Here is a 16,184-nt window from a genome sequence, read left to right as displayed (position 1 = left end):
AGCCGGGTCGGCCGGCCGACGGTCACTCCGCCGCCCGGGCCGCGGGCGAACTCGCCAGGTAGGCCACCGCCTGCTCGGTGCTCCCCGTCTCGGACGGGTGATACGACTTCCGGAAGTACGGCCGGATCTCCCGCACCAGCTGCCGCCCGGTCGGCAGCAACCCCCGCCTGGCCGCCCGCCGATACCCCCGCAGCGACGCCCGGCCCGGCGCGGTCGGGTCGTTGCGCATCAGATATCGCGTACCGCGGGCGAAGACCCAGGCCAGCACCGGCGTCACCGCCGCCATGCTGCGGACGCGCCGCCCGTAGCGCCCGTCGAGGTGCATGAACAGGTCGAACGCCACCGACCGGTGCTCGACCTCCTCGGCGCCGTGCCAGCGCAGCAGGTCCAGCATCACCGGGTCGGCGCCGGCGCCCTCCAGGGGCGCGTCGAGCACCCACTGGCCGAGGAACGCCGTGTAGTGCTCGATGGCGGCGATGATCCCCAGCCGCTCGACCAGCCACTCCTCGGCCGCGCGCCCGGTCAGGTCGCGGTCGCCGAGCAGCTTCCGGAACAGCCACTCCATCTGCGCCACGAACGGCCGGACCCGGACGCCCGCCGCCTCGAGGTGCGCCGCCGCGCCGTCGTGGGCCTCGGCGTGCACCGCCTCCTGCCCGATGAAGCCGAGGACGTCCTGCTTGAGCCGCTCGTCGCGGATCAGCGGCACCGCCTGCTTGAACACCTCGACGAACCAGCGCTCGCCCTCGGGCAGCGCCAGGTGCAGCACGTTGATGGTGTGCGTGGCCTGCGGTTCGCCGGGGATCCAGTGCATCGGCAGCGCCGCCCAGCCGAACCGGACGTTCCGGGCGTGCAGGACGAGCTGCTCGTCCCCGGCGGCGGTCATGACGCCCGGCCGGACAGCTCGTAGTCGGCCGGGTCGACCTTGCGTGTCTCCAGCCAGTAGCGCCAGGTGAAGCCCGGCCAGATCGTCCGGTTCACGCCTTGGGCGTCGAGGTACCAGCTCTTGCAGCCGCCCTGCGTCCAGACGCCCTTGACCAGCTTTTCCTGGATCTCCCGCTGGAACTCGTCCTGCACGCCGGGGCGGACGTCGAGCGCCGCGGCGCCGCGCGAATCGGCGAGCTTGATGGCGTCGACGACGTACCGCGCCTGCGACTCGATCATGAACACCACGGAGTTGTGCCCGAGCGCGGTGTTCGGGCCCAGCAGGAAGAACAGGTTCGGGTAGCCGGAGACGGTGATGCCCTTGTGGGTCCGCATGCCCTCGCTCGCCCACTCCTTGGCGAGGTTGCGGCCGTCGACGCCGGTGATGTCGAGGTACTCCAGCGCGTCGGTCACCTTGAAGCCGGTGCCGTAGACGATGGCGTCGACCTCGTGCTCCACGCCCGCGGAGTCGACGATCGAGTGCGCCTTGACCTCCTTGACGCCGTCGGTGTTCACCTCGACGTTCGGCCGGTCCAGTGCCGGGTAGTAGTCGTTGGAGATCAGGACGCGCTTGCAGCCCATCGTGTAGTCCGGCGTGACCTTCTTGCGCAGCGCGCGGTCCTTGATGCCCTTCGCGATGTTCCGCTTCGCGATCAGCTCGCCGGCCTTCATGATCGCCGGGTGGCCGTTGAAGCCGATGGCCCGCGCTTCGAGCAGCCAGTACAGCGCGTTGCGGTAGGCCCGCTGGGTGCCCGGGACGCGCTTGAACAGCGTCTGGGCCCACGACGGCATCGCGTGGTCGGGCTTGGGCATGATCCACGGCGGCGTCCGCTGGAACAGCGTCAGCTCGGCGACGTCGGGGGCGATCTTCGGCACGAACTGGACGGCGCTGGCGCCGGTGCCGATGACGGCGACCTTCTTGCCGCGCAGGTCGTACTCGTGGTCCCAGCGCGCGGAGTGCCAGGTCCGGCCCCGGAAGTTCGCGATCCCGGGGAGTTCGGGTACCTGCGGGATGTGCAGGCCGCCAACCCCGGAGACGAGGAACTGCGCGACGAACTCGCGGCCGTCCTTCGTGGTCGCCGTCCAGCGGCGTTCCTGCTCGTCCCAATGGGCGCCGGTCAGCTCGACGCCGAAGCGGATCTTCTCGCGCAGCCGGTACTTGTCCGCGACACCCTTGAGGTAGTCGAAGATCTCCGGCTGCGGCGAGAACGACCGTGACCAGTCCGGGTTCTGCTCGTACGAGAACGAGTACATGTGCGACTGCACGTCGCACGCGCACCCGGGGTAGGAGTTGTCGCGCCAGGTGCCGCCCACCTCGGCGGCCTTTTCCAGGATCACGTAGTCCCGGATACCGGCCTTCTCGAGCTGGATCGCCTGGCCGAGCCCGGAAAACCCGGTGCCCACGATCACGACCTTGAACCGCTCGGTCATCTGTCGGCCTCCGCTGCGTCGGGGATCCTGCGCAGATGACGTTACCTCAGGTAACAGTTACTTGGAAGTACTCCCTACCGATCAGTACGTCCCGCCGAGCTTGCCGTGGTCCCAGCTGGCGACCTTGGTCGGCCGGAAGATCAGCCCGACGCGTTTGGCGGCCTGACCTGCGATGAAGGCCGCCAGCTCGGTCGACGCGGGGTCGCCGGGCTTGGCCCCCGAGTACCGCTGCATGAGCGCGGTGCCCATCCGGGTGACCTCTTCGGTGTCCTCGACGACCTCGACGTCGGCCTCGAACGAGACGCCGCGGAGCTTCTCGTAGCTGTCGCCGTCCTCGACCAGCACGGTCGCCTCCGGCAGGCGGCGGAAGTTCTTCGCCTTCTGCGACGTGCCGTACGTCCAGGTCGCGACGCCGGCTTCGTGCGGGAAGTACCAGAGCGGCGCGAGGTGCGGGCGGCCGTTCGGGCCGATGCTGGCGACGTTGATGACCTTCTGCCCGGCGAGGTACTCCCGCACCTCGTCCTCGGTCATCCTGATCTGGTCGCGACGGGACATCTTCACCCCTTGGTGGCGGCCCGCCCGCCGTGGCCGGTGACCGCCGACTCGAACGCGCCGCGCGCCTCGATGTCGGCCAGCGCGGCCTTGTCCGCCGACGGTACCCGGCTGCGGGAACCGATCTCGATGACCGGCGGCAGGAACGCGCGCAGCAGCTTGAGCCCGCCGACCCAGCGCGGCACGTGGATGGTCCGGGCGCGCTTGAGGATGCCCGCTTCCAGGTCGTCCAGGGCCACGTCCAGGGGGTACGTCTTGCCGATCAGGCCGGGCATCGACGCGCGGAGCTTGCCGAACACCGGGTGCGCGTCGGCGCTTTCGACCAGGTCGGTGCGGATCCACGTCGGGTGCGCGACGCCGACCTTGACGCCGAGGTGCGCGACCTCGGCGCGCAGGCTGTTCGAGAACGCTTCGACGCCGGCCTTCGCGGCGGCGTAGTTGGCCATGCCCGGCGCGTGCGTGATCGCGGCGAGGCTGGAGATGGCCAGCAGGTAGCCCTTGCGCTCGATGACGTGCGGGAGCGTGACGCGGAACGTCCGCCAGACGCCGAGCAGGTCGACCTCGATCACCTTCTCGAACGCGGCCCGGTCGACCGAGCGGACGAAGCCCGCGGTCGCGATGCCGGCGTTGGCGATGACGATGTCGATCCCGCCGAAGTGCCCGACCACGCCCGCCGTGGCTTTCTCCAGGGCGTCCCAGCTGGTGACGTCGGCCTCCCAGGAGCGCGCGTTCGGCCCGATCCGGTCGGCGACCTTCCGCTGCTCTTCGGCTTCGAGGCCGACGAGGGCGACCTTCGCGCCGCGAGCGGCCAGCCGCTCGGCTAGCCCGGCACCGATGCCGCGGGCGGCGCCGGTGATCAGCACGACCTTGCCGTCGACCTTCTTGGTGCCGCTCAGCAGCGAAAACGGGTTGGCCACGGTGCCCTCCTGGACGTCGAACGGCGTTCTCGGAGGGCACCGTACCTCAACTTACCCGCGGTAAGCTACCCGTGAGTATGTTCAGCGGGCGGCTTCACCCAGGGCGGCTACCTCGGTGTCCGTCAGCTCCAGTGGGACCGACGCGATCAGGTCGGTGAGCTGCTCGGGCGTCCGGGCGCTGGCGATCGGGGCGGCGACCGTCGGCTGCTGCCGCAGCCACGCGAGCGACACCGTGGCGACGGAAACGCCGTGCGCCTGCGCGACTTCGTCGAGCGCGGCGAGGACGCGCTCGCCTCGGGCGTCCAAATAGGACGCGGCACGGGCGGCGCGCGGGCTGTCGCCGAGCTCGTCCTTCGTGCGGTACTTGCCGGTGAGGAAGCCCTTCGCGAGGGCGAAGTACGGCAGCGTCACGAGGCCTTCGCGCGCGACTAGCGGAGCCAGGTCGCGCTCGTAGTCCCGCTCGACGAGGTTGTAGTGCGGCTGTAGCACGGCGTACCGCGCGAAGCCGTTCTGGTCCGAAATGGACAGTGCTTCGGCGAGCCGTGCGGCGGTGTAGTTGGACGCGCCGAGGTGGCGGACCTTGCCCGCGCGGACCAGCGCGTCGAACGCCTCGAGGGTCTCTTCGAGCGGGGTGTCCGGGTCGTCCCGGTGCGCGTAGTAGAGGTCGATGTGGTCGGTCCGCAGGCGCCGCAGCGAATCCTCCGCCGCGGCCTGGATGTTCTTCGCCGACAGGCCCGGCCGGCCCTCCCACATGCCGACCTTGGTCGCGATGACGATGTCGTCCCGGCGGCCGCGCGCGGCCAGCCAGTTGCCGATGATCGTCTCGGAGCCACCGCCGCCGCCGTAGAGGTCGGCGCTGTCGAGGAAGTTGCCCCCGGCCGCGGTGTAGGCGTCGAGGACGGTGAAGGACTGCGGCTCGTCGGCCGTCCAGCCGAAGACGTTGCACCCGAGGTTCAGGCCGTACACGTCGAGGTCGGTATTGCCCAGCTTGGTCATGCCTTCGACAGTAATTCTCCGGAGCCGGGAGGAAAATCGCCGTCGCCGGCGTTGGAGTGTTCCATGGCTATCGAACTGGGCAAGCTCGGGATCTGGCGGTACCACGCGAACGTCGACACGAAGTTCGCCGCGGAGGCGGAGAAGCTCGGCTACAGCGCGATCTGGCTGGGCGGCTCGCCCAGCGGCGACGACCTCGCGTCCGTGGACGACCTGCTGGCCGCGACGGACTCGCTGGTCATCGCGACCGGCATCGTGAACATCTGGCAGGACGACCCGGCGTCGATCGCGAAGGTGTACGAGCGCATCGCGGGCAAGTACCCGGACCGCTTCCTGCTCGGCGTCGGCGCCGGCCACCGCGAAGCGACGAAGGAGTACAAGAAGCCGTACGCGGCGCTGGTCGACTACCTCGACGGCTTGGACGCGGCGGGCGTCCCGGCTTCCGGCCGCGCGCTGGCCGCGTTGGGCCCGAAGGTGGTCCAGCTGTCCGGCGACCGCACGGCGGGCGCGCACCCGTACCTGACCACGCCGGAGCACACCCGCGGCACCCGCGAGATCCTCGGCGCCGGCAAGCTGCTGGCCCCGGAGCACAAGGTCGTCCTCGGGACCGACGCCGCCGAGGCCCGCGCGATCGGCCGGCAGACGGTGAAGTACTACCTCGGGCTGTCGAACTACGTCGCCAACCTGCGGAAACTCGGCTTCACCGACGAGGACCTCGAGGGCGAGGGCAGCGACCGCCTGGTCGACGCGCTGGCCCTGCACGGCGACGCGGCGACGATCGCCCGCGGCCTGGCGGCCCACCTCGAGGCGGGCGCGGACCAGGTCATCGTCCAGGTGCTGAACGAGGACCCCTGGCCGGTGTACCGCGCGCTGGCGTCCGAGCTGCTGTGATCCCCGTCCGGCCGCCGGTTCGCCCGGCGGCCGGACGCACTCCTTCTGAACCGATCCGACGTGCGGGAAAGTTTCTGCGCAGGGACCGGTGTGCGGCGACGGCGGACCTCGTACGATGCGGTCGGGACCACCCTGTGCCAAGGAGGAGTAACGATGCCCATCGCCACCCCCGAGGTCTACGCGGAGATGCTCGACCGGGCCAAGGCGAACGAGTTCGCCTACCCGGCCATCAACGTGACCTCGTCCGAGACCGTGAACGCCGCCATCCGCGGCTTCGCCGAGGCGGAGAGCGACGGCATCATCCAGTTCTCCACCGGCGGCGCGGAGTTCGCGTCCGGCCAGAAGGTCAAGGACATGGTGACCGGCGCGACCGCGCTGGCGGAGTTCGCCCAGGTCGTGGCGGCCAAGTACGGCGTGAACGTGGCGCTGCACACCGACCACTGCCCCAAGGACAAGCTGGACGGCTTCGTCCGCCCGCTGATCGAGATCTCGGCCGAGCGCGTCAAGAACGGCCAGAACCCGCTGTTCCAGTCCCACATGTGGGACGGCTCGGCGATCGACCTCGACGAGAACCTCGAGATCGCCCAGGAACTGCTGGTCAAGACGGCGGCGGCCAAGATCATCCTCGAGGTCGAGATCGGCGTCGTCGGCGGCGAAGAGGACGGCGTCGAGGCGGAGATCAACGAGAAGCTGTACACGGCCGAAGGCGACTTCCTGAAGACGATCGACGCCCTGGGCGCGGGCGAGCGGGGCCGCTACCTGCTGGCGGCGACGTTCGGCAACGTCCACGGCGTGTACAAGCCGGGCAACGTGAAGCTCCGCCCGGACGTTCTCAAGGGCGGCCAGGAGGCGGCGGCGAAGAAGCTGGGTCTGGCGGAGGGCTCGAAGCCGTTCGAGCTGGTCTTCCACGGCGGTTCGGGCTCGCTCCCGGAGGAGATCCGCGAGGCGGTGTCGTACGGCGTGGTGAAGATGAACGTCGACACGGACACGCAGTACGCGTTCACGCGCCCGATCGTGGACCACTTCTTCAAGAACTACGACGGTGTGCTGAAGATCGACGGCGAGGTCGGCAACAAGAAGGTGTACGACCCGCGCTCGTACCTGAAGGCGGCCGAGGCCGGGATGGCGCAGCGCGTGGTCGAGGCCTGCCAGGCGCTGGGTTCGGCGGGGACGAAGCTGAAGTAAGTCTCTTCGCGCGAAGGGCCGCCACGGATCTTTCCGCGGCGGCCCTTCGTCGTGGTCAGGCCGGTTCGGCGACCGAGCGCCGCGCCGCCCACCTGCGGGCCAGCGGTTCCGCACCGGCCCACAGGACGAACACCCCGGCCAGGACCACCGCGGCCGTCCAGTACGCCGCCGGGGGTGCCGACTCCGTGTGCGCGTCACCCAGTACCCACGGCCGGAACTGCGACTGCACCCAGAACGCCCCGTACCCGAACGCCGTCACCAGCAGCGCCCCCACGCCGGCGCGCAGAACGCCGCTGCTCATCGCGAACGCGAGGTCCACCGCCAGGCCCACGAACAGCAGGTAGAACGGCACCGTCGAAACCGGGAAGCCCAGCCCGAGCAGCAGCGGCCACATCACCGACCGGTAAGCGACGTACGCGAGCGCCACCGAAGTGGCCGCCCAGCGGAAGCCCAGGGTCCTGCGCGCCAGGACCAGGATCAGCGCCATCACGCCGATGCCCCACAGCGGGTACACCCACTCGGGAATCGGCATCGTGAAGTGCAGCACCGCCGTCCGGTCGACCGGGTGGCCGATCTGGCCGGCCGCGAAGTCCAGCAGCGACTTCTCGGCCTCCGGCTCGCCGCGCTCCCACGCGCGCAGCCCCAGGATGCCGTACTCCTGCTGCCCGTTCGGGAAGAACGTGTTCTCCAGGAAGAACGCCCACAGCCCGAGCAGCACGCCCGTGCGGAAGCGGCCCGGAGGGGAGAACCGCAGCCAGCCCAGCAGTACGCCCGCCTGCATGATGCCCGTCCCCAGGTACAGCATCATGTGTGACGGACTCCACGCCGTCAGGTCCAGGCCGTTGACGCGGTGGTTGATCACGTCCAGCGGCGCCGCGATCAGGAACGTCAGCAGGCCGATCTGCATCAGGCGCAACGACCGCTTGTCACAGCCGAGGCCCGTGTAGCTGTGGATCGCCACCAGCACCACGATGATCACCGTGCCGACGGTGTTGATCAGGTGCGGGGGCGCCAGGTCGTCGCGCAGCCACATGAAGTGCCACGACATGTCCCACGACGAGCCGACCAGCTTGAACGCGAACGCGGCCAGCCACATCCCGTAGCAGAACCGGAGCACCCAGTCCGGGGTCGGCTGCCCGGGGGCGCCGCGGTGCCAGTGCCGCGTGAAGAACAGCCGCGTCTTGCCGACGGGACTGCGCGGGATCACGTCCACCGGGACGTCGACTGCCTTGGCCATGCCGGACATCATCGCCGGTCATGGTCACGAGCGTGCAAAGACGCCGAAAAACCCGGGTTCACCCCTACGGGTGGACGACTTGCTTCGAGCGGCCCCGGCTTGGCATGGTGTCGCGCCATGATGCCGAAACGAGTTGTCGCGGCGGTGCTCGTCGCCGCGTTGGTGCTGGCCGGCGGCGGGATTCTCGCGGGCTTGTTCTTCTGATCCGCGGGCATGGGCACAATGACCCCATGACGCACAACCTGCTCGGCCCCGAGCCGACGCTGCTGCCCGAGCACACCGCCGCCCAGGCCGCGCTCGACGCCGGGACCGACCCGGCCACCGTCGCCGCCGAACACCCCGACTACAGCGAGGCCTGGGCTTCGCTGGCCGAGAAGGCCTTCGAAGCGGGCGAGACCGTCGCCGCGTACGCGTACGCCCGCACCGGCTACCACCGGGGTCTCGACCAGCTGCGCCGCGCGGGCTGGAAGGGCTTCGGCCCGGTGCCGTGGTCGCACCGCCCCAACCAGGGGTTCCTCCGCGCCCTCGCCGTGCTGGGCAAGGCCGCCGGCAAGATCGGCGAGACCGAGGAGTACGACCGCTGCCGGACGTTCCTCGCCGACTCCGACCCCGCCGCCGCGGAAGCCACCGGCCTGAAGTGACGCCGTGGGCCCGGGACCGCGCGGTCCCGGGCCCTTCCGGCCTCAGAACCAGCCGCAGTTGACCGGCGCCGGGAGGCCGGCGAAGCGACCCTCGAGCCAGGCGAACGCCTCCGGGTACGCGCGCACCGCGCCGAGCACGTGCGTCGGCACCAGCGACGTGCTGAACTGCACCTTCACGCCCTTGCCGCACCACGTCCGGCCCAGGTCGCGGTCCTGCGCGTAGGGGACGATGTCGTCGAGCGCGCTGTGGACGATCAGCACCGGCGCCGTCGGCTTCAGCGTCCCGATCTTCTGCTCGGCCACCCGCGACCGGTACGGCTCTTCACCCAGGTAGGCGACGAGCGAGCGGCCGTCGTTCGTCAGCGTCGAGGACTGGGTGAACGCGTGCGCGGCGATCGCCTCGACCGTGCACTCGGTCCGGACCTGCTCGAACAGCTGCTTCCCGCGCGCGTTGAGCAGCGCCGGGATGTTCAGCTCCGGGTACGCGTAGTTCATGCTCACCAGCGCGAAGCCGAGGAAGCCGACCGCGTAGTGGCCGTCGAGGTTCTTGGCCACCTCGGCGAGGTCCGCCGGCACCGCCCCCGCGTACGCGCCCTTCAGCTTCAGCTCGGGCGCGTAGCTGGGCTGCAGCTCCGCCGCGGCGGCCGAAGCGCCGCCGCCCTGCGAGTAGCCGGCGATCGCGACCGGGCCGTCGTCCGGCAGTCCTGCCTCGGGCAGCCGCTGCGCTGCGCGGATCGCGTCGAGCACCGCGTGGCCCTCCGAAGCGCGGTTGACGTACGTGTGGTCCCCGGGCGTGCCGAGCCCCTCGTAGTCGGTGACGACGACGCCGTACCCCCGCGTCAGCAGCCCGGCGATGAACGGCCCTTCGTACTCGAAGCCCGCCGCAAGCGCTTTCGACGGCGCGCAGTCGTCGCCCTCGCCCTGGGTGCCGACGGCGTAGGAAACGATCGGGCGCACCCCGGTGCCGTGCCACGCCGACCGCGGCGTCAGCACCGTGCCGGTGACGGCGACCGGCGAGCCGTGCGTGTCGGTGCTGCGGTACATGATCCGCTGCACGTTCGCGTCGGCCTTGATCAGCTGGATCGGATCGATGTAGAACGTCGACACCTCGTGCCGGATGACGTCGCCGTTGCGGCCGGCGGGGAGGGGGGACGGCGGATCGTAGAAGGACGCGGCGGAGGCCTGCGGCGGGCCCAGCGTCGCCAGAGCCAGAACGGAAACCGTGGCGACGGCCGCGGAGAGGGCGCGGCGGGGGAAGATACGCATGCTTGCTCCTCGTTGAGCAGGGCGGGTGCGCGGGGAACACCTTTTTAGACAGAGGTGTCGGAAAAAGAATCACGTGAGGTGGAGCACCATGTCAAGCCCGGCGCCGCGTGGACGGCCGCGCAAGCTCCCGGTTTCGGAGCAGCGCGCCCGCGTGCTGGGCGCGACGGCGAGGGTCGTCGCGCAGCACGGGATGCAGGGCGCGACGATCGAGCAGATCGCGCGCGAAGCCGGCGTCTCGCGCCAGGCCGTCTACGAGCAGTTCGGCGACCGGACGACGCTGTTCGCCGAGGTCGTGGCGGAAACCGAAGAGAGGGCGTTCACCGCCATCGCGGGGCCGTCGGTGGCCGACGAGCAGCCCGGCCTGCGGGCCTGGGCGCGGGCCAACTACGCCAACATGGTCACCTTCGTCGCCGACCACCCCGAGGGCTACGGCGTGCTCCGCGCGGCCGAGCGCGCGGGCGACCCCGCTCTCACCCGGTTGAGGGAGAGGCTGGCGGTCGTCTACGCCGAAGCGAGCCGCAAGCGGTGGGCGGCGCACGGCATCGACTCCGGCCGTGCGGACCGCGCGCTCGTCACCCTCTTCTTCGCGATGACCGAGTCACTGGTCCAGGCCACCTGGGACGGCGAGCCGCCGGACCAGGACGCCCTGATCGACCTGCTCACCGAATTCACCGTGGGCGGCGTCGCCCGCCTCCAGACCAAGGCGAGCGACGTCATCGACCGGTTGCGGTAGCTAGGCCGCGGCCAAGGCCGCGGCGACCGACCCCACCACCCGGTTGCGTCCGCCGTGCTTGGCCGCGTACACGGCCGCATCGGCGGACGCCATCACCTCCTCGATGGACGAGCCGTCCAGCGGGTAGGCGGCGACGCCGATGGACGCCGTCTGCCGTTCGATGTCGACGGCGGCGCCCGCGTTGGTCGTGGTGCTGATGATCAGCTCGCTGACCCGTTGCCGGATCCGTTCCGCCGTGACGATCGCATCCTCTTTGGACGTCGAAGGCAACAGCGCGACGAACTCCTCGCCACCGAACCGGCCGACCAGGTCGTGCGCCCGGGTCTCCTGCTTGACCACGGCGGCGACCGCCTTGAGCACGTCGTCCCCCGCGAGGTGCCCGTAGGTGTCGTTGATCCGCTTGAAGTGGTCGAGGTCGATCATCATGGCGCCGAAGCTGCCGTTTTCGCGCTGCGCGCGGGAGATCTCGCGCTGCGCGCCGTCCTGCCAGGTGGTGGCGTTGAGCAGCTGCGTCTTCTGGTCCGTGGTGGCCAGCTCTTCCAGCCGCTTGATCAGCACGGACCGCTGCAGGACGTACAGCGGCAGGATGACAAGCACCGACAGCAGCGGTTCCTCGTTGAGAACCATCACCAGCAGCGCGCCGACGCACAAAGTGGACAGCTCGAGCAGGTTGTCGTCCATGTTGCCGAGGCAGGACACCGGGGTCGCGTTCTTCGGGTCCGCCAGGTAGAGGCCGAGGCCGGTCAGCGCGGTGTTGACCGTGAAGAAGGCCAGCGCGGCCAGCGTCACCGTGGCCACCCCGCTGCCGATGGTCATGTGACCGACGACACCCGCGGAGAACGCCGACAGGATCATCGTGGTCGCGTTCGCGGCCACGCGGTGAAATTCACCCGGACGGGTGCCAGACCAACTACGGAACGCGAGGTAGACGTACAGCACGACACCGAGCGCGGCGATCAGCTGGGCCGGCAACAGCAGGCCGGCGGGCAGCAGCCACACCGAAGTCATCGAGATGTAGGGCCCGTTGCTGAGGATGCGGCGCTGCCGCTCCAGCCGCCTGCTGACCTCCGTCTGCGCCACGGCCAGGGCTGTGAGCAGCAGAAACGTGCCCAGCTGGGCGACGGTGACCGGCACGGTCAACAGCGAAACGGCCGTCCAGCTCAGCATGACCGCGATGGCGGTCAGCGTCGCGATGATCCAGTCGCGGGGGCGGGTCCACAGTGCCCACCCCTGTACGCGAGAAATCAAGTCCTGGCCGCGCTGTTCCCCCGATGTGACCATTTTTCCCCCAGACCCTTGCGTGGTTGTACGGTGACAAAGTACTCACGGACAGTTTCAGACCGTTCGCCTGCTGTCCACAAGGGCTTTCGGTGTGTACTTTTTCTTTGACACCGGAACGAGAGGTGGCCAGCGATGCGCGGCAAAGAACAGTGACCGCACAGCGCACCGCAAGGTCGCGCAGGTCGAGCCCACGCGCGGGGCATGTCAAGCATGTTCGGCGCGTGCGGCTTCTTTGTCGATCCATCGGTCCGGCTCGCCCGACAGCGCCCGGGCCCACAGCACCGCCAGCGGCAGGGTGAGCACGAGCCCGGCGATGCCGAAGATCCCGACCGTCCCGTGCGGGGTCAGCTGATCCGCCAGCACGCCACCGATCAGCGGGCTGATGCCCATCATCGTGGTCAGGCCCGTGTTGGACAGGCCCATCACCTGCGCCCGCTGCTCGTCGGGCACCGCCAGGGTCAGTGACGCGGTCGCCTGCAGCAGGCAGACCGTCCCCAGGCCGCCGGAGATGATGAAGAGCACGATCGACGAGACCGGGCCGGGGTTCAGGAAGCAGAGCACCAGCGGCACCGCGCACAGCGCCGAAAGCGGGCCGATCAGCTTCGGCCGCAGCCGCGCGGGCACCCAGCGCGTGTAGGCGAAGGTCGCGATGACGCTGCCGATCGGGTCGGCCGCGAGCAGCAGGCCGATCGCTTCCGGGCCGCCGCCCGCCGCCGTGACGTATGGCGCGGCGATGCCCTCGTAGACCGGCAGCAGGCCCATCAGCCAGGTGAACAGCACCAGCGTCCGCAGCGGCGAGCTCGCGAACGCCGTCCGGCTACCGCCGCCGAGCGTCGCGAAGAAGGACTTGCGCTGTTCGCCGCTCGCCGCGGCCGGCCGGGCGCGGACGCCGAAGCGCACGAAGAGGGCCGAGAGCACGAACGTGGCCGCGTCGACGACCAGCGCCACGTGCGGGTCGAGGGCGATCAGCAGCGCGCCGCCGCCGGCGAAGCCGAGCAGCTGGGCGGTCTGCACGGTCATGCTCCGGATGCCCATCCCGACGACGAACCGGTCGCCTTCGAGCACCTGCGGCAGCAGCGCCAGCTGGGACGCCTTGAACGGCGGGTTGACCAGGGAGACGCCACCGACCAGCACGCACATCAGCCAGAACGGCATGCCGGGCAGGGCGACCAGCAGGATCAGGCCGGCCCGCAGCAGGTCGACGAGCACCATCACGCTGCGGCGGGGGAAGCGGTCGGCGAAGCCGGTCAGGAAGATGCCGCCCAGGAGTGACGGCGCGTAGGTCAGGGCGTAGGTCAGGCCGGTGAGCGTCGCGGAGTTCGTGCCGGTGAACACCAGGATGGACAGCGCGACCCTGGCCAGCTGGTCGCCGGCGATCGAGAGCAGCTCGCCGAACCACAGCGCCCGGAACTCGGCGATCCCGAACACCTCGCGGAACGTGACGCGATCCGGCGGTGCTGCCATGCGTTTTCTCCCGACCTCTTGAACAGACCGCGTCCGCCCCATGACCTCCGGTGACGAGACGACCAGTCGGTCATGAGGCAGTCACGGTACGTGAGTCACCCCAGCCAGTGTCCCGTGACTGTTGGTAAATCTCTAGGTTCTTTCGCTGGTATCGAAGGTGTCACGGAGCTTTCCCGAACGGGTCAGACGATAGCCCGCAGTGTCTGACCGGTGGCTCAGGAGTCACCAATCGATCATTCCGTACCGCTTGGTCGGTCGCCAGGGGCAAAAGTAGCCACCTCGCGTCCGCGAGGTGGCTACCGGGGAACGGGGAGCTCAGTTCTCGCCGCGCGCCCGCTCGATGACCTCGATCGACGCGCGGACCTGCTCGAAGGTGGGCGGGACCGCCCGGTTGAACACGACGGTCAGGGACCGGCGCGGGATGACCACGAACTCGACGTCGACCCCGGCCGCCTCCGCGGCGGCCTCGACGACGTCCCGCCAGTGCTCGGGATCGATCCCGTCCGGATCGGCCCATTCGTGGGCGAAGATCGCCCAGTTCCCCCGGAGGAGAGTGCCGACCACGTCCTGCGCGGTGTGGACGCGGTGCGGCGAACCGATCTCATCGGTCAAGTATTCGCAGGTGGAGGTCGGTGCTCGAGGCCCGGGCGCCTGGGTGGACGAAGGTCAAGTTCGCTCCTCTCGCCGATGTGCCCCAGGACTTCGGAGCCGCGCGCGAAGTGGATGGGTTCCGCTCTGTGGGAAGGGGCTCCGGCGCCGGAACCCCGGCGTAGCTTCGGGTTCGTGGCCGATCTCCCGCCGTTCACCCTGGCTGTCGTGGGCGCCGGACCCCGCGGGGTCGGCGTCCTCGAGCGGCTCGGCGCGAACGCGGGCGAACTGCTCGGCGGCCGGCGGCTCGAAGTGCACTTGATCGACCCGTTCCCGCCGGGGCCCGGCCGGGTGTGGCGCTACGACCAGTCACCGCTGCTGCGGATGAACTCCATGCCCGAGGACGTCACGATGTTCACCGACGATTCGGTGAAGATGGCCGGCCCGGTGCGGCCGGGGCCGTCGCTGCTGGAGTGGGCGCGGAAGGTGCGTGACGGCGGGCTCGACGCCGACGTGCCGCCCGACGTCGTGGCCGAGCTGACCGCGCTCGACCCGTTCGACTTCCCCACCCGGCGCCTGCAGAGCGCCTACCTGACCTGGGTGTACCGCAAGATCGTCGAGGACCTGCCCGACGGCATCGACGTCGTCGAGCACGCGGCCCGCGCGACCGGGGTCGACGGGGACACGGTCCACCTGTCCGACGGGTCGGCGATCGCGGCGGACGCCGTCGTCTTCACCGTCGGCCACCTCGACGCGGAACCCGACGAGCGGGAGCGCGAGCTGGCGGCGTTCGCCGTGCGGCACGGGCTGTCCTACTACCCGGCCGGCTACACCGCCGACGTCGACTACACGGGCGTCGAGCCGGGCGAAACCGTGCTGGTGCGCGGGTTCGGGCTGGCGTTCGTCGACCTGATGCTGCTGCTGACCGAGGGGCGCGGCGGCCGGTTCGAGGACCTCCCGTGCGGCGGCCTCCGCTACCACCCGAGCGGCGCCGAGCCGGTCCTGCACGTCGGCTCGCGGCGCGGGGTCCCGTACCACGCGAAGATCGGGTACCGGCTGCGCGGGAAACCGCTGCGGCTGCCCAGGTTCTTCGACGCCTACGCCATCGACGCGCTGGCCGGCGACGTGCTCGACTTCCGCCGGGACGTCTGGCCGCTGGTCGCGAAGGAACTGGCCTGGGGTTACTACAGCGAGCTGTTCACCGCGCACCCCGGCCGGGTCCGCATGGACTTCGCCGTGTTCGCCGACGCCTTCGCCGACCTGCCCTGGGATTCGCCGTCCCTGCGGGACCTGGTCGCGCGGGCGGTGCCGGCCGAGGCCGACCGCCTCGACCTCGACCGCCTGGACCGGCCGATGGCGGGCCGCGCGTTCGGTACGGCGGAGGAGTTCGGGAAGGAACTGCGCAAGTACGTCGAAGCCGATCTGGCGCGCCGGGCGGACCCGGAGTTCAGTGCGGACCTGGGTGCCTTCACGGCATTGCTGTCGGTGTACGGCCAATTGCCCCTACTAGTCCAAAAAGGACGTTTGGCCGCCTCTTCCCAGGTGTCCGATATGGACGGCTGGTTCCACGGGTTCTTCTCCTACTACGCCAGCGGCCCGCCGCCGCGACGTCTGGAGGAGCTGCTGGCCCTGCACGAAGCCGGGATCGTTTCCTTCGCGGGCGCGGAAATGTCGGTGACGGCGGAGGACGGCGTCTTCGTGGCGTCGTCGGCGAGCCATCCGGAGACGGTCGAGGCGCGCACGCTGATCGAGGCGCGGCTGCCGGGCCCGAGCGTGACCCGCGCGGCCGACGGCCTGCTCCGGCAGCTGCGCGACGTGGGCGACCTGGCGGAGGAGACGGTGGCGGACCCGGGGACGGGTGCTTCGCTGCCGTCGGGCCGCATCCACACGCGGGTGTCGGACTCCCGCCTCCTCGACGGGACGGGCCGCCCCCACCGCCACCGGTTCGCCGTGGGCCCCCACACGAGCGCCCGCTCGGCGGCGGCCTTCACCCGGCCGCGGACGAACGCGTTGTCCTTCCGCCAGAACGACGCGGTGGCGCGAGAGATCCTGGCGCTGGCCGCGCTGCGGTGAACGACTCACTT

General features: G+C 70.3%; 15 protein-coding genes. 5 read left to right on the top strand and 10 right to left on the bottom strand.

Annotated elements, in window-relative coordinates; all coding sequences use genetic code 11:
• Window positions 1-22 precede the first annotated feature (22 nt).
• The 5 genes from CCN39_RS30385 to CCN39_RS30365 form a co-directional block, all read right to left on the bottom strand.
• Entirely contained in the window at window positions 23-883 is an 861-nt protein-coding gene (locus CCN39_RS30385) for a metal-dependent hydrolase (RefSeq protein ID WP_086847758.1), read from the bottom strand.
• Entirely contained in the window at window positions 880-2,352 is a 1,473-nt protein-coding gene (locus CCN39_RS30380) for a flavin-containing monooxygenase (protein ID WP_086847756.1), read from the bottom strand. Before CCN39_RS30380 ends, CCN39_RS30385 begins: the two co-directional genes overlap by 4 nt.
• Window positions 2,353-2,433: 81 nt before the next feature.
• Entirely contained in the window at window positions 2,434-2,907 is a 474-nt protein-coding gene (locus tag CCN39_RS30375; RefSeq protein ID WP_086847754.1) for a pyridoxamine 5'-phosphate oxidase family protein, read from the bottom strand.
• A 2-nt stretch (window positions 2,908-2,909) separates the two neighbouring features.
• Window positions 2,910-3,821 carry an SDR family oxidoreductase gene (locus tag CCN39_RS30370; protein WP_086847752.1) on the bottom strand — a complete coding sequence of 304 codons (912 nt, stop codon included), beginning with the start codon at window positions 3,819-3,821 and terminating at the stop codon, window positions 2,910-2,912.
• An 81-nt stretch (window positions 3,822-3,902) separates the two neighbouring features.
• Window positions 3,903-4,817: an aldo/keto reductase gene (locus CCN39_RS30365; RefSeq protein WP_086847750.1), complete on the bottom strand. Its 915-nt coding sequence runs from the start codon at window positions 4,815-4,817 to the stop codon at window positions 3,903-3,905.
• A 63-nt stretch (window positions 4,818-4,880) separates the two neighbouring features.
• On the opposite strand from CCN39_RS30365, the gene CCN39_RS30360 reads away from it, so the two are divergent.
• Complete coding sequence (locus CCN39_RS30360; protein WP_086847749.1) at window positions 4,881-5,705, top strand: LLM class F420-dependent oxidoreductase; 825 nt, start codon at window positions 4,881-4,883, stop codon at window positions 5,703-5,705.
• Window positions 5,706-5,858: 153 nt separating this feature from the next.
• Window positions 5,859-6,890, top strand: a complete 1,032-nt coding sequence (fbaA, locus tag CCN39_RS30355; RefSeq protein WP_086847747.1) for a class II fructose-bisphosphate aldolase — start codon at window positions 5,859-5,861, stop codon at window positions 6,888-6,890.
• A gap of 55 nt (window positions 6,891-6,945) precedes the next feature.
• On the opposite strand, the gene CCN39_RS30350 is transcribed toward fbaA, so the two are convergent.
• The gene (locus CCN39_RS30350) at window positions 6,946-8,127 is read right to left on the bottom strand and encodes a hypothetical protein (RefSeq protein ID WP_208630448.1); all 1,182 of its coding nucleotides are present in this window, start codon (window positions 8,125-8,127) and stop codon (window positions 6,946-6,948) included.
• 230 nt (window positions 8,128-8,357) lie between these two features.
• On the opposite strand from CCN39_RS30350, the gene CCN39_RS30345 reads away from it, so the two are divergent.
• Window positions 8,358-8,768, top strand: a complete 411-nt coding sequence (locus CCN39_RS30345; RefSeq protein WP_086847744.1) for a DUF3151 domain-containing protein — start codon at window positions 8,358-8,360, stop codon at window positions 8,766-8,768.
• A gap of 42 nt (window positions 8,769-8,810) precedes the next feature.
• On the opposite strand, the gene CCN39_RS30340 is transcribed toward CCN39_RS30345, so the two are convergent.
• A complete protein-coding gene (locus CCN39_RS30340; protein ID WP_086847742.1) occupies window positions 8,811-10,034 on the bottom strand; it encodes a lipase family protein in 1,224 nt (407 codons plus the stop codon).
• A gap of 88 nt (window positions 10,035-10,122) precedes the next feature.
• On the opposite strand from CCN39_RS30340, the gene CCN39_RS30335 reads away from it, so the two are divergent.
• On the top strand, window positions 10,123-10,767 hold the full coding sequence (locus CCN39_RS30335; RefSeq protein ID WP_086847741.1) for a TetR/AcrR family transcriptional regulator: 645 nt from the start codon (window positions 10,123-10,125) through the stop codon (window positions 10,765-10,767).
• Here the strand turns inward: CCN39_RS30335 and CCN39_RS30330 are convergent, their stop codons facing one another.
• The 3 genes from CCN39_RS30330 to CCN39_RS30320 all read right to left on the bottom strand — a co-directional run bounded on the left by CCN39_RS30330 (window position 10,768) and on the right by CCN39_RS30320 (window position 14,124).
• Window positions 10,768-11,931 carry a GGDEF domain-containing protein gene (locus tag CCN39_RS30330; protein ID WP_086847762.1) on the bottom strand — a complete coding sequence of 388 codons (1,164 nt, stop codon included), beginning with the start codon at window positions 11,929-11,931 and terminating at the stop codon, window positions 10,768-10,770.
• Between the two features lie 321 nt (window positions 11,932-12,252).
• Window positions 12,253-13,512: an MFS transporter gene (locus CCN39_RS30325; protein WP_086847739.1), complete on the bottom strand. Its 1,260-nt coding sequence runs from the start codon at window positions 13,510-13,512 to the stop codon at window positions 12,253-12,255.
• A gap of 315 nt (window positions 13,513-13,827) precedes the next feature.
• Window positions 13,828-14,124, bottom strand: coding sequence for a hypothetical protein (locus tag CCN39_RS30320; protein WP_086847737.1), 297 nt, complete (start codon window positions 14,122-14,124; stop codon window positions 13,828-13,830).
• A 171-nt stretch (window positions 14,125-14,295) separates the two neighbouring features.
• Between CCN39_RS30320 and CCN39_RS30315 the strand changes: the two genes are divergently transcribed.
• Window positions 14,296-16,173 carry an FAD/NAD(P)-binding protein gene (locus CCN39_RS30315; protein WP_086847735.1) on the top strand — a complete coding sequence of 626 codons (1,878 nt, stop codon included), beginning with the start codon at window positions 14,296-14,298 and terminating at the stop codon, window positions 16,171-16,173.
• Window positions 16,174-16,184 lie beyond the last annotated feature (11 nt).

The sequence above is a fragment of the Amycolatopsis kentuckyensis genome (genome assembly GCF_002155975.1).
Classification (GTDB): Bacteria; Actinomycetota; Actinomycetes; order Mycobacteriales; family Pseudonocardiaceae; genus Amycolatopsis; species Amycolatopsis kentuckyensis.
This window is presented reverse-complemented; position numbering and strand designations above follow the sequence as displayed.